The following is a 13,145-nucleotide window of genomic DNA, read 5'->3' as shown; positions in this document are numbered from 1 at the left end:
CTCGTCAGTACGTTCGTCCGTGCGCGGGCGCGAACGCGGCCATGGCCGCGCGGCGCAGCTTCCCGCTGTGCGTGGTGGGGAACTCCGGGACGACGAAGACGCTGTGCGGCACGGCGAAGTTGCCGACGCCGCTGAGCACCTCGGCCCGGACCGCGCCGGCCGTCCCCGGCTCGTCCGTGCCCGGGGTCAGGATCAACGCCATCCCACAGGCCGCCAGACCACCCCGGCCGGGCACCTCGAACGCGACGGCGTCCATGACCCCAGGGACCCGGCGGGCGGCGACCTCGAGCCGCAGCGGGTCGACGAACTCGCCGAACACCTTGAAGCGGGACGAGTCGCGGCCCTGGTAGTAGAGGAATCCGTCAGCGTCCCGGCGGAAGATGTCGCCGGTGTGGCAGTACCCGTCGCGGAAGGTCCGGCTGCTGGCCGCGGACCGGTTCCAGTATCCGAAAGCGTTCGCCGCGGAGGCGATCTCCAGGATGCCGGTGCCGGCCCCCTCCACCACCGCGCCCCCGGCAACCAACCGGGCGGTCACCCCGGGGATGACCCGGCCGCTGCTGCCCGGTCGCCACGCGGAGGCGGTGCTGCTGATCGGGTTGGTGAACGTCTCGGACGAGCCCATCGCGTCGAGCAGCGGCACCCCCAGCGTTTCGGTGAAGCGCTGTTGCAGCTCCGGCGGCAGGTACTCGCCGGACGAGTAGGCCGCCCGGATCCGGTGGCCGTCCCGGGTAGCCCGGTCCAGCAGGCTCAGGAAGTGCCGGGGCACCCCGAACAGCCGGCCGACGCCCTCGTCCCGGATCGCCTGCCAGATCGCCCGGTGGTGGGTGGCCCGTACGACGACCACCTCGGCGCCTGCCCACAGCGGGAAGAGGCAGCCGGCGGCCAGGCCGAAGCTGTGCGTCACCGGGCTCAGCGACAGGCATTTCTCGGCCCGGCCCAGGTCCAGGACATTGCCCGCCCACAGGACCGCGGCGCACGCGATGTCCTGGTGGCGGTGACGGGCCGCTTTCGGTCGGCCGCTGGTGCCGGAGGTGTACAGCCAGTACGCCTCGTCGGTGCGCCGTCGCGGCCGATCCGGGCCACGCCGGTCCGGCCGAACCAGCAGCGCCGCCAGCCGCTCGGTGAGTGGTCCGGTCCAGCCGACCTGGACCACGTCGCAGCCGGACGGTAACTCCCGGGCCCGGTGCGAGAGGACGGCGACCGGCCCGGCGTCTTCGACGATCTCCAGCATCTCGCGGAGGTCGGCCGTAGACGGCACCGGGACCAGCACCAGGCCGGCCCGGAGCAGGGCAAGCGCGCAGACGATGAACTCGACTGTGTGACCGAGATGGACGACCACCCGGGAACCGGGCGGCCAGGGCAGGCCGGCGGCGGTCTCGGTGACCAGGTCGCGCAGCTCACGGTAGGTCAGCACGTCACCGCCGACTTCCCGGACCGCGACCGCCGAGCCCAGGCCCCGGGTCACGTTGCGCTCGAGGAGAAGCGTCGTGGCGTCCAGGTCGCCGGGCACCCCGAGATCGTCCGGGGTCGCCGCCCGGTCGCCGTTCCAGGCCCAGTCGCGCAGCGGGCCGGTCATGGTTCGAGCCGGGCTGGCGAGGCGGGCGTGCCCGCCCGGGCCAGCAAGCCGGTGATCGAATCGACGCTGGTCCATTCTGGCACGTGCAGGTCGTCCATGAGCGCGAGACCGAGCCGGCTCTCCAGCTCCACCACCACGTAGGCGAGCGACAGTGAGGTCAGGACGCCGTCGTCGTAGAGGTTGCGGGCGCCGGTGATCTCGGCCTCGGTGGCGCCGCTGCACTGCCGGAGGACCTCGACGACCAGGTCCCGGATCGGCCGGTCAGTCATGCCGCCATCGCCTCGGACGCCCGGACCGCCGCCAGCAACTCCCGGTAGTCCCGGTAGCTCGGCGTGGGGTTGTCGGCCTCGCTGTCCAGCCAGGGTTTCCGCGGACCGGCGAAGTGCAGCAGGGCGCATTCCTGCTCGTTGCGCCGGACCACTTCCATGGGGACGCGGGTGAGGCGTTCCGGGCCGGCGGTGGAGGAGGCGTACGCCTGCGCGGTGTAGGTGTTCCAGTAGCGGTCCAGGCGCAGCCAGGCGTCGTCGACCGCCCAGTTGAGCGCGTCCTGGTCCAGGCAGATCGCGCGTTCCGGGTAGTCGACCAGGAACTTCTTGGCCCGGTCGAGCACCCCCTGGCTGCGGCAGACGTCCAGGTCCAGCAGCAGCACCCCGGAGTTGAAGTACTCCCGGCTGGGCGGGATGCCCTCCTCGCGCCAGCCGGGCAACGTGTAGCCCTCGCCGAGGGTCGGCTGGATCGGGTCCTGGGCCGCGGCGATCGCGAAGCCGTCCATCGGCAGCTCCAGCAGCGGGCGGATGTCGCGCCGGATCAGGATGTCCGAATCCAGGTAGAGCGCCCGGGGCACGTCCCGGAGCACGTCGGCGATCATCAGCCGCAGGTAGATGGACCGGGTGAGCTGGTCCCCGTGCGGACCGTCGGTGGTGCTGGGGTACCGCTCGTCCGGCGCGTCGATCCGGATGCAGTCGAGCCGCAGCCCGAGCCGCCGGGCGTGGGCGGTGATCCGGTCGACGCCGTCGGCGGGCAGTCCCTCGTGCAGGACGACCACCCGCAAGTCGGGCACCGAGTCCGGGTTGCCGCGGGCCAGGGACTCCAGGAGCACGCAGAAGGCCACGATGTACCGCTGATCGAGGCAGCACACGATCGGGGCGAGCGTGGCCGAGCCGTTGTCCGTCATACCGCCGTCTCCTCGACCTTTGAAAGCTGTCTCAAGAATTGTTTTCGCGCCATTTCAAATCCCGGAATTGCGCTATCTGGCCCGAGAGTAAAGGAGTGCGTCCGGGCGGACAAGCGCGCCTATTCCGACGGTTGCACGTCACCGATGTGCGACCGCGGAATGTCCTCGGTTGAACGGGGCCGCAGCGGTAGCCCCGCACCCCGATAGCAGTCGTCGATCAGGCGCATCGTGGCGACCGCGTCGTCGGCGCCGGTCGGCACCGGGGCGCCGTGCCGGATCGCCGCGGTGAACGCGGCCAGCTGGTACGCGTAGGTCGATCGGCGACCGAGGTGCTCCACCCGCCGGGCGCCGCCGATCTCGACCACCACCCGGTCGTCCACCTGTGGTTTGACGAACTCCGTGGCGGTGATCGTCCCCGCGGTGCCGACCAGGCGAAAGACCGCGCGGCGGACCGTTGCGGCCATGTCGCAGCGAATCGTCCCGGTCGCCCCGGACGGGTATCGCAGGTCGGCGGACAACCGCTCGTCGACGCCGGGACGGCCGGCCCGGATCTCGGCCCGGGCAGCGACCACCGCAGGTTCGCCGCCGGCCCAGGGCGCGAGGCCGCGCAGGGCGTGAAGGCAGTAGCAGCCCAGGTCCATGGTGGCGCCGCCAGCCAGCGGCAGCGACCAGCGGACGTCGTCGTCCGGGGGCGCGGGCAGGTGGAAGACCGCCTCCGCGTGCCGCAGCCGGCCCAGCTCACCCGAGGCCAGGGCGGCGCGCAGCCGCCGGGCGACCGGGTGGTAGTAGTAGTGGAACCCCTCCAGCACCACGACGCCGGCCCGGCGGGCCAGCGCGGCGACCTCGGCCGCCTCCTCGGCGTCGGCGGCGAACGGCTTCTCGACCAGGACGTGCTTGCCGGCCTGGACGGCCCGCCGGGTCCACCGCCCGTGCAGCCCATTCGGCAGCGGGTTGTAGACGGCCTCGACGACCGGCGAGCCGATCACCGCCGGGTAGGACTCGAGGACCTGCTCGACACCGTGCTCCGCGGCGAACTCCTCGGCGCGCCGGCGGTCGCGGGCAGCGATCCCCACCAGGCGGACCTGCCCGGTGCGGGCCGGCTCGGCCAGCGCCACCCGGCTGATCCGGGCCGCGCCGAGCAGTCCGATCCGAAGTGGTCCGCCGTCGTGGCGCAACGCGAACCCCCAGCATCCGAATCGCCGTCACCGTTTTATCACCGATACTCAACGGGAATCCCTCGGATACCGCAAGACCGCGGTGACCCGACGATCGCACGGCCGTCGGGGGCCGGCCCGAGTTTGGCGAAAACGCTGCGGATGTGTTTGTATACGGTGCCCTCGGTGACGAAATGAATTCCCGGCGATCGCCGAAATCTCGTGTGCGAATCCCTCCAGGGGCGAGGCGGGTGGGAGGAAATGACCCGTTGCCGGCCGCGCCCCGGTCGCGGTGTGCGCAGGCCGCTGGTGCGGGCGACGGCGATGTCAGTCGAGCTTCGGGTGCTCGTACAGCTGGCCGGCAGACAGGTTGCTGACGGTGCTGCCGTCGCTGAGGCGCAGGGTCAGTGTGGTGGTGTTGCTGCTGGCCTCGTCGCGGCCTTCCGGGTACCAGGCGGCGAAGTAGCCGTCGCGGACGGTGGCGTGCGCCGTTCGGGACGAGTCGCCATTTTTTGCCCGTAGGGTGATGTCGACACCGGTGATCTGGGAGCCGAGGTGTCCCGCCATCAGCCGGATGTAACCCTCGTCGGTGCGTAGCTGACCCCAGGTGTACAGCTCGACGCCGGTGGCTCCCAGCTGTTCGGCGCTGGTCAGCGCGGTAAGGATGCTGGCCTCGCGCACGTCCCCGCTGCGGTCGCGGAAGCAGGTCCGGCTTCCGCTCGGCGTCACGGCATTGATGTACGCGTAGTCACCGCGGGTCTCACCGACGACGATCCGCGCGGCGCCGGTCTCCTGCGCCGGCACACACTTGGCCACGATGTCGCGGGCCTCGGCGGCCGAGACCGGACCCGGATCAGGGGTCCAGGAGGCGTACGCGGGCCCGCCGGCGACCAGACCGGCAACCACGGCGCACCCCGCCGTGATCGCCCCCGCCACGCCGGCGATTCTCAGGCGGCGCCGGGCGCGGATGGCCGTCGGCTCGACCCCTGCCCTCCGGTCGGTGGTGACGATGGCCTCGAGCAGTTCCCGGGCCCGAGCCTGGGTGACGCGGACGGGCGCCGGGCCGGCGGCGGAACGGATGGCGTGGTCGAGTTCGTCGTTGGTCATGCGGGGCCTCCTGGTGACGCGGTGCGGGCGGGCGCGGGGGGAGGGGCTGGTTCGGCATCCGGCAGCTGACGCAGGTGCTGGCGCAGGCGGCGGCGGGCGCGTAGCAGGCGCAGGCTGAACGCCGTCCGGGAGATGCCCAGCAGATGAGCGGCCTGAGGCCCGGTGAGGTCCTCGATCGCGGTGAGCGTGAGCGCTTCCTGATCGGCGGGGGACAGATGCCGCCAGGCCCGGACCAGGTCGACATGGGCTGCCGCGGCGTCGGCTTCGCCGCCGGTGTCCCCTCCTGGTTCGCGCAGGATACGCAGGGCGAGCTTCCGCTGCCGTTGTTCGCTGCGCTGACGGTTGCGCAGCAGGTTGTGGGCGACGGTGAACAGCCAGGCACGGGCCTCGTCGAGGGGGTCCGGCACGTCGTCCAGGCGCCGCCAGGCGACCAGGAACGTCTCGGCGACCACGTCGTCAGCCACGACGAGATCCGTCCGGCGCTCGACGAACACCAGCAGGTCGTCGTACACGGCCTCGAAGAGCTCACGGAAGGCGGCTTCGGCGTCCGCCGTTGTCCGGTTCACGGTTCCCCTCACGCTCGCGTCGCTCGATCTGCTGTGATCGGTCGTTGTCGGCCCCCCACGAGAGTGCGGACGAAGGGTGCGAGCGGACGCTCGACGAGGCGGTGGATGAGCCATGCCGCGGTGAGCAGGACGAGGACGGCTCCCCCGATCAGTACCGGCACGGGCAGGCCGGTTGAGGTGTGAAAGGTACGGATAAGGCTGTAACCGATCCGTTGATGCAGCAGGTAGAACGGGTACGTGAGCGCGCCCGCCGTGCTCAGCCATCCCCAGGTGATCCGGTCGGTGGCGCCGAGGGCGACGGCGAGCAGGACACCGTACGCCATGGTAAGCAGCACCGGCGCCGGCCAGACCGCGACCTCGAAGCCGGGACGCAGGTCCACCGCCCGTAGGTGCACGTGGTGCAGGCTGACCAGCCAGCAGGCGGTCAGCAGCGCCCAGGACCACCGGTCGGAGCGGTCACGGCGCAGCAGGAACATGGTCATTCCCGCGACAAAATACGGCGCGAAGTCGGGCATCACGACCTGGTTGAGCGGCGCCCCCGGGAAGGCCGGCATGAGCACGGCGACGGTCAGCCACCCGGCGCCGAGCAGCCGCACCCGCTTACCGGTGAGCCCGGCGGCGAGTATGCAGGCGACGATCAGGTAGAACCGGAACTCACACCAGAGCGTCCAGTACACGGTGTCGACCAGCGGCCTGTTCAACGGCTCGGCCAGCATCGTCAGGTTGACCAGCACGTCGGGGCCGCCCGGCAGGGGCGCGAACGGCAGTCCGCCGCCGATCGGCAGTAGCGTGCTCACCACGGCGGTGAGCAGTACGCACGCCCAGAACGCCGGGTAGAGCCGGGCGGCGCGGGAGGCCCCGAACTCGCGGACGGTGCGTCCCCAACCGCTCATCAGGATGACGAACCCGCTGATCAGGAAAAACACCTCGACGCCCAGGAAACCGTAAATCAACACCGGCGCTGCGTCCGGCAGGAAGTACGCGGGTGGATGCACCCCGTCCAACCGCCAGGAGTCCCCGAAGTGATAACCGGCCACCGCCAGCGCGCACACCAGCCGCAATGCGTCCAGCGCGTACAAACGAGGCTTGCGTTTCGGCGCGAGGCCGGAGTCACCTCGCACGGCCGTTCGGGCGAGAGTGGCTGTCTTCATCGGTTGCTCCTGGTGATCCCGGCGGCGTGATCGCGTCCGGGCCACACATGTGCGGCGCGCGTTCCATCGCTACAGGTGACACAGCTCACTCTTGAGCTGCCGGTCCCGCTGGATGCGGCGCACCCGCCCGGTCACACGCCGACCTGTGGCAGGCGCGCAAGCCCGGCACCCCGGCCCGCGCGACCCGTGGACCGGCCGAGTGACGTACCTCAGCCCCGGCCGGGCCGCCCTGCTGCCTGCCGACCCGGCCGCCGGCCGCGCGCCCAGCGGATCCGGTGCCGTTCACGCACGTACAGTGCGGTCGGAAGGGTGTCGATGTCAGCAGTCCCCTCCCACCAGCCCGGATTTAGGACTCGATCATCTAGTGGCAGCAGCCCGGAGTGGATGCCCGCGTGGTTACGAGGAACTTGTCGTCGAAGCCCCGGCCGGGCCACCGGTCGCCGCTGCGTCGGACCTACCCGCCGGCGCGCTCTGACGGAACTGCGGAGCGCGGGTCGACGCGTCAACCGTTCCGACACGGGTGTCGGCCTCGCGGAAGGCCATGGCGGAGAGGAGCTCGTACACGGCGTGGGACGCGGCGATGCCGGTGATTTCCGCGTGGTCGTACGCGGGCGCGACCTCGACGATGTCGGCGCCGACCAGGTTCAGCGTGGCGAACGAGCGGAGGATGGCGAGCAGTTCACGGCTGAGCAGGCCGCCCGACTCGGGCGTGCCGGTGCCGGGCGCGAAGGCCGGATCGAGGACATCGATGTCGACCGAGACGTAGACCGGACGGTCACCGACCCGCTCCCGGATGCGCTCCACGACACCGCGCGTACCGATGTCCTCCATCTCCCGCGCGTGCACGATCTGGAACCCGAGCTCGACGTCGTCGGTCAGGTCCGCCGACGAGTAGAGCGGGCCACGGATACCGACATGCATGCAGCCGGACCTGTCGAGAATCCCCTCCTCGGACGCCCGACGGAACGGGGTGCCGTGCGTGTACGCCGCGCCGAAGTAGGTGTCCCAGGTGTCGAGGTGGGCGTCGAAGTGCACCACCGCCACCGGTCCGTGCTTGGCCGCCACGGCCCGCAGCAGGGGCAGCGCGATGGTGTGGTCCCCGCCGATGGTGAGCAGCCGGTTCGAGCGTTCGAGCAGGTGCCGTGCGCCCCTCTCGATCTCGGTGATGGCCTCCTCGATCGAGAACGGGTTGGCCGCGATGTCGCCGGCGTCGGCGACCTGTTGGCGGCCGAACGGTTCGACGTCGAGCGCGGGGTTGTAGGGGCGCAGCAGGCGCGAGGACTCACGCACATGGGACGTGCCGAAGCGCGCGCCGGGCCGGTAGCTGACTCCGGCGTCGAACGGTACGCCGACGACGGCGACATCCAGATCGGACACTTCGTCGATACGAGGCAGGCGGGCGAACGTCGCGGGGCCGGCGAAGCGCGGCAGGACGCTGGCGTCGACCGGGCCGACGTGGCCGCCGGAGAGGACGCGGGGCGGGTTCTCAGTCATGGAAGTCCTCGATGTGCGTGCGCGTCAGGGCGGTGTACAGCTCCGGACGCCGGTCGGCGTGTACGTCATTGTGTTCGCTGATGTGCTTGTCCCTGGCCACGTCCAGGTCGAGCGTCGCCGTGACGGTCGCCTCGCGGCCGAGGACGAGATCGCGCAGCGGCCAGCCGTCCGGGTCGACGATCACTGTCCCGCCCACCCATCCGACACCCCGCTCGTCGCCGGCCCGATCGGCGACCGCGATGAAAACGCGGTTCGTCGCCGCGGCCGCCTGCACCCGGACGATCTCGCTCGGCCGCTCGCCCTCGGGTCGTGGCAACTGCGGCCAGTTGACCGGGGCGCACAGCAACTGTGCCCCCCGCAGCGACGCCAGCCGGATCCACTCCGCGAACTCCAGGTCATAGCAGATCATCACCGCGATGCGCCCGTATGCGGTGTCGACCACAGCCGGCGCGGCGTCGCCCGGGGTGAACACGAATTTCTCGCGGTCCCACAGGTGCGCCTTGCGGTAGACCGCCCGGACCCCGGTGGCGTCCACGACCACGGCCGAGTTGCGCACCCGGCCGTCCGCGTCCAGCTCGCAGAACCCTCCGACGAGAAGCACGTCGAGCCGCCGAGCGAGTTCGTTCCACCCGCTGACCGTCGGCCCGTCGATCCGCTCGGCCAGTGACCGCGCCTCGGCGGCGTCGGTGAAGACGTAGCCGCTGTTGGCGAGCTCCGGGAGCACGATGATGCGGGCGCCCGCCGCGGCGGCGGCCTCGACGGCGCGTCGGAGCAAGTCCCGGTTGCCGTCGACGTCTCCGACCGCTAGTCGGACCTGACAACAGGCGACCTGTACCGGTGTCATCCCGTCACGCGTCTGCGGTGCGAGGGTCGACGGACAGGTGTTCGTGGATCCCGAGCCACGTTCCGCCGCTGTCACGGCGGAACACGATCGTCTCCCGCTCCCGTAGTTCCGCCGCTTCTCCCGCCACGCGCGTGCGTACGCGGTGGGTGAAGATGGCGACGTCGGGGCCCACCACCTGCACCCGCTGATCGAGCGAGCGGCACCCCAGGATCTTGAATCCGTCCCGTTCCCACCCGCGCCAGATCTGCTCGTAACGCGAGCGGGAGGTGATCACCTCGTCGTTGTTGTGGAACACGAAGCTGGCGTTCTCGTCGAAGCTGGCGAAATACCGTGCGACGTCATGCGCGCCGAACGCGGCGACCAGCGTCCGGGCCGCGGCCAGCACTTCGTCGTGGTCGGCGGACCGCACCGCGGCGCTCACGCGATCACACCCACGGACGGCCGCCGGAGCGGCACGTCGCGCCCAGCATCCTCGGACCTCGTAACCTGCATGACTACCCTCCGAGGGTCGGCCACCTGCGGCGCCAATCGCCGGCGTCACCGTTGCGCCGCCGGTCCAGATGATGTTGCCACGTGCACAACTGAAGTTGCAAGGCAGTAAACATGTCATCGGCTGGCGTTTCTGTTCCAATGGTCTTCCGGCGTCCCGGTGGGACCCGCCGCGCCCCGGCCGTGCCGGGGCAGGGAAAGCACGACAAGGAAAGGTGCCGCGGTGAAATCCGTCCCGGTCTCTCCCAGTAACGGCAGGCTGCGCATCGGGGCGCGGCTGCGCGCCGCCCGCCAGCGACAGGGGCTGACCATCGACCAGGTCGCCGTCAGCGCAGAGGTGACCAAGGGCTTCATCAGCCGGATCGAACGTGACGAGACCTCGCCGAGCGTAACCACCCTGGTAACCATTTGCGAGGTTCTGTCTCTTCCGATCGGCACGCTGTTCGAGACCCCGCAGACCGATGTGGTGCGTCGGTCCGACGCCCCGCGTATCCAGCTGACCGGCGCCGGCGCCGACGAGCGGCTGTTGACCCCACGCGGCCAGGCGCGGCTGCAGGTCATCCGGTCCGTGATCGAACCGGAGGGCACCGGTGGCGCCGAGTTGTACACGCTCAACTGCGAAGTCGAGGTCCTCCACGTCCTCAAGGGCACCATCGACGTCGTGTTCAGCAGCAACACCCAGCGGCTCGGCGCCGGGGACACCATCACCTTCTCCGGGCGCGAGCCGCACAGCTGGCTCAATCCCGACGCCACCCGGAGCGCGGAGGTCATGTGGGTCATCGCTCCCGCGTCGTGGGACACCTCGGCCTGACGGGCCACCGGCACCGAACCGGGACGCCGGTGCCCAACCGGACATCCTCGCCCCGAACCACTGCACTGAACGGATGTCCCCGACAACGACTGAGTTGACTATCAGGCAAAGATGGTTGACTCATAGGCAAACTCAGTTCAACATTGGGCACCTTCGCACCCCGTGCTGTGGCACCCATCTCCTGAGGAGTTGTCCGGATGGCATCAGAGCTGTCGCCGACGCCCGCCGCCGCGCCGCCACTCATCGAGGTCCGCTCGATCGACTGGGTACCCGACGAGGAGCGCCACGGGCGCCTGTGGCACCAGGCGCCGCTGTGGTTCCTCGGCAACTTCCAGTACTTCTCGATCCCGATCGGCTTCATCGGTCCCAGCATGGGGCTCTCCCTGGGCTGGACCATCCTTGCCGGCGCGCTCGGCATCGTCATCGGCACGATCTTCATGGCGTTCCACGCCTCCCAGGGGCCGACGCTCGGGCTGCCGCAGATGATCCAGTCGCGGGCCCAGTTCGGCTACCGCGGCGTACTCATCCCGTTGCTCGCCACGCTCTTCACCTACCTGGCGTTCAACGTCACCGACCAGGTCCTGCTCGGCGACGGCCTGCACAGCGCGTTCGGCTGGAACGCCGATCTCGTCGCCGTCATCGTCACCGTCGCGGCCGCCGTGCTGGCGATCTTCGGTCACGACTGGGTGCACAAGGCGTTCCGCGCCCTGCTCTACGTGTCGCTGCCGCTGATGGTGATCGTGACCATCGGGATCGTGACCGGCCACGGTGGCGGTGCGCCCAGCGACACCCACTACGGGTTCACCTGGGTGGCCTTCATGGCGCAGCTGTCCGCGTCGGCGGCCTACAACATCACGTACGCGCCCTACGTATCGGACTACTCCCGCTACCTGCCGGCCTCGACGAAACCCCGTGCGGTCATCGCCTCCGTCTTCTTCGGGGCCTCCGGGGCGGCGATCTGGCTGATCTCGCTCGGCGCGTGGCTGGCGATCCGGCTCGGCGCCGAGGACGGCCTGGCCGGGCTTCAGACCGCGGGCAACAACGTGATCCCGCACCTGGGTCAGGCGGTGGCACTGCTCTCCGCGCTCGCGCTGGCCGCCACGATGGGCATGAACGCGTACGGCGGCATGCTCACGGTGCTCACCGCCGTCGACTCGGTCCGGCCGATCAAGCCGACGCGTGCCGCCCGCGTGATCACCATCGTGGTCCTCTCGGTCGTCTGGTTCGCGATCGCCAAGTCGATCACGACCGACTCGGTCAGCACCGTGTTCACCGCGCTGACGTTGATGCTCTACCTGCTGGTGCCGTGGACCGCCGCCAACCTCATGGACTTCTTCGTCGTCCGTCGCGGGCACTACGCCATCACCGACCTGTTCAACCCGCGCGGCATCTACGGCTCGTGGGGCTGGCGCGGCCTGACCGCCTACGCGATCGGCCTTCTGGTCGAGATCCCCTTCATGGTGCTGCCGCAGCTCGGTAGCTGGAGCTACACCGGGCCGCTGGCCGAGCGGATGGGCGGCGTCGACATCGCGTGGCTCGTCGGACTGCTCGTCACCGGGGTGGTCTACCTCCTGCTCAGCCGCTCCCTGGACCTGGCGAACGAGCAGACCGCCGAGGCGGCCAGCGACCGGGAACTGGGCGCCATGCAGGCAGCGGAGACCCCGTGACCACAGCACGGGTGCTCACGGAAGCCGGCGCCCGGACGGTCGAGGCCCCGCTGGAGCTCATCGAGCTCAGCGGGGACCTCGTCCGGGTCCGGCTGACCGCCAGCGGCGTGTGCCATTCGGACCTGCACGTCGCCGCCGGTGAGTGGACCGCCCCGCTGCCGATGGTGCTGGGCCACGAAGGCGCCGGGATCGTCGAGGCCGTCGGTCCCGACGTCAGCACACTGCGCCCCGGCGACCACGTCGCGCTCTCCTGGTACGCCCAATGTGGGCGCTGCCGGCAGTGCCGGCAGGGCCGGGCCTGGCTGTGCACCGGGACGGAGTCGACGAGCCACCTGCTACCCGACGGCCGGACCTCGCTGTCGGACGCCCAGGGCGCGCCGGTGCACGCGTTCCTCGGGCTCGGTACCTTCGCTGACGCGACCGTCGTTCCGGAATCGGCGGCCGTGGCGATCCCCGCTGACGTACCTGCCGGGGTGGCCGCGCTCATCGGATGCGCGGTGACGACCGGGGTGGGCGCGGTCCTCAACACCGCGCGGGTGCGCCCCGGCGACAGCACCGTGGTCATCGGCTGCGGCGGCGTCGGCCAGGCGATCCTGCTCGGGCTGGCGCTCGTGGGGGCCGACCCGATAGTCGCGGTCGACCTCTCCCAGGAGCGGCTCGAGCACGCGCGCAGCCTCGGCGCCACCCATCTGCTGCGCGGCGATGACCCGGACCTGGCGGCCCACGTCGCATCGATCACCGGCGGCGGAGCCGACCACGCCTTCGAGGCGATCGGCCGAGCCGAGACCGTCGCCCTGCTGCCCACGCTGGTCGGCCGCGGGGGCCAGGCGGTCCTGGTGGGAATGCCGGCCGAGGGGGTACGCGCCGGCATCGACCCGTTCGACCTGGCCGATGCCGGCAAAGCGGTGCTGGGCTGCAACTACGGAAGCAGCGTGCCCGCCGTCGACTTCCCCCGCATCGCGCGGTTGTACAGATCCGGCAGCCTCCCGCTGGACGCCCTGATCGGCGTCACTCGGACACTCGACGACGTCGACGCCGCGCTCGGCGACCTCCGCAACGCGGTCGGGCTGCGCACCATCCTCGACCTCACCGCATAGAACCATTGAGGAGCA

13 protein-coding genes are annotated in these 13,145 nt (G+C 70.7%); 3 read left to right on the top strand and 10 right to left on the bottom strand.

What is annotated here, in order from left to right; all coding sequences use genetic code 11:
• Nucleotides 1–4: 4 nt before the first annotated feature.
• The 10 genes from Asi03nite_RS28685 to Asi03nite_RS28640 all read right to left on the bottom strand — a co-directional run bounded on the left by Asi03nite_RS28685 (nucleotide 5) and on the right by Asi03nite_RS28640 (nucleotide 9,487).
• Nucleotides 5–1,576 (bottom strand): class I adenylate-forming enzyme family protein, encoded by a 1,572-nt coding sequence (locus Asi03nite_RS28685; protein ID WP_203683598.1) that lies wholly within the window; start codon nucleotides 1,574–1,576, stop codon nucleotides 5–7.
• The gene (locus Asi03nite_RS28680) at nucleotides 1,573–1,845 is read right to left on the bottom strand and encodes an acyl carrier protein (RefSeq protein ID WP_203683597.1); all 273 of its coding nucleotides are present in this window, start codon (nucleotides 1,843–1,845) and stop codon (nucleotides 1,573–1,575) included. Before Asi03nite_RS28680 ends, Asi03nite_RS28685 begins: the two co-directional genes overlap by 4 nt.
• Entirely contained in the window at nucleotides 1,842–2,750 is a 909-nt protein-coding gene (locus tag Asi03nite_RS28675) for a glycosyltransferase family 8 protein (protein WP_203683596.1), read from the bottom strand. The genes Asi03nite_RS28680 and Asi03nite_RS28675 overlap by 4 nt, the downstream gene beginning before the upstream one ends.
• A gap of 119 nt (nucleotides 2,751–2,869) precedes the next feature.
• Entirely contained in the window at nucleotides 2,870–3,925 is a 1,056-nt protein-coding gene (locus Asi03nite_RS28670) for a Gfo/Idh/MocA family protein (protein WP_203683595.1), read from the bottom strand.
• 306 nt (nucleotides 3,926–4,231) lie between these two features.
• On the bottom strand, nucleotides 4,232–5,011 hold the full coding sequence (locus Asi03nite_RS28665; protein WP_203683594.1) for a hypothetical protein: 780 nt from the start codon (nucleotides 5,009–5,011) through the stop codon (nucleotides 4,232–4,234).
• On the bottom strand, nucleotides 5,008–5,577 hold the full coding sequence (locus Asi03nite_RS28660) for an RNA polymerase sigma factor (protein ID WP_239102993.1): 570 nt from the start codon (nucleotides 5,575–5,577) through the stop codon (nucleotides 5,008–5,010). The genes Asi03nite_RS28665 and Asi03nite_RS28660 overlap by 4 nt, the downstream gene beginning before the upstream one ends.
• Nucleotides 5,578–5,585: 8 nt before the next feature.
• Entirely contained in the window at nucleotides 5,586–6,728 is a 1,143-nt protein-coding gene (locus Asi03nite_RS28655) for an acyltransferase family protein (RefSeq protein WP_203683592.1), read from the bottom strand.
• A 396-nt stretch (nucleotides 6,729–7,124) separates the two neighbouring features.
• A complete protein-coding gene (gene speB, locus Asi03nite_RS28650; RefSeq protein ID WP_203683591.1) occupies nucleotides 7,125–8,222 on the bottom strand; it encodes an agmatinase in 1,098 nt (365 codons plus the stop codon).
• Nucleotides 8,215–9,066: a nitrilase-related carbon-nitrogen hydrolase gene (locus tag Asi03nite_RS28645; RefSeq protein ID WP_203683590.1), complete on the bottom strand. Its 852-nt coding sequence runs from the start codon at nucleotides 9,064–9,066 to the stop codon at nucleotides 8,215–8,217. Before Asi03nite_RS28645 ends, speB begins: the two co-directional genes overlap by 8 nt.
• Nucleotides 9,067–9,070: 4 nt before the next feature.
• Entirely contained in the window at nucleotides 9,071–9,487 is a 417-nt protein-coding gene (locus Asi03nite_RS28640; RefSeq protein ID WP_203683589.1) for a YybH family protein, read from the bottom strand.
• Between the two features lie 291 nt (nucleotides 9,488–9,778).
• Between Asi03nite_RS28640 and Asi03nite_RS28635 the strand changes: the two genes are divergently transcribed.
• The 3 genes from Asi03nite_RS28635 to Asi03nite_RS28625 all read left to right on the top strand — a co-directional run bounded on the left by Asi03nite_RS28635 (nucleotide 9,779) and on the right by Asi03nite_RS28625 (nucleotide 13,130).
• The gene (locus Asi03nite_RS28635) at nucleotides 9,779–10,366 is read left to right on the top strand and encodes a helix-turn-helix domain-containing protein (protein ID WP_203683588.1); all 588 of its coding nucleotides are present in this window, start codon (nucleotides 9,779–9,781) and stop codon (nucleotides 10,364–10,366) included.
• 197 nt (nucleotides 10,367–10,563) lie between these two features.
• The gene (locus Asi03nite_RS28630) at nucleotides 10,564–12,033 is read left to right on the top strand and encodes a purine-cytosine permease family protein (RefSeq protein ID WP_203683587.1); all 1,470 of its coding nucleotides are present in this window, start codon (nucleotides 10,564–10,566) and stop codon (nucleotides 12,031–12,033) included.
• A complete protein-coding gene (locus Asi03nite_RS28625) occupies nucleotides 12,030–13,130 on the top strand; it encodes an alcohol dehydrogenase catalytic domain-containing protein (RefSeq protein ID WP_203683586.1) in 1,101 nt (366 codons plus the stop codon). The genes Asi03nite_RS28630 and Asi03nite_RS28625 overlap by 4 nt, the downstream gene beginning before the upstream one ends.
• Nucleotides 13,131–13,145: the final 15 nt, after the last annotated feature.

The sequence above is a fragment of the Actinoplanes siamensis genome, assembly GCF_016862395.1.
Lineage (GTDB): Bacteria > Actinomycetota > Actinomycetes > Mycobacteriales > Micromonosporaceae > Actinoplanes > Actinoplanes siamensis.
The sequence above is the reverse complement of the archived record's forward strand: the minus strand, read 5'-3'. Positions and strand labels throughout refer to the sequence as shown.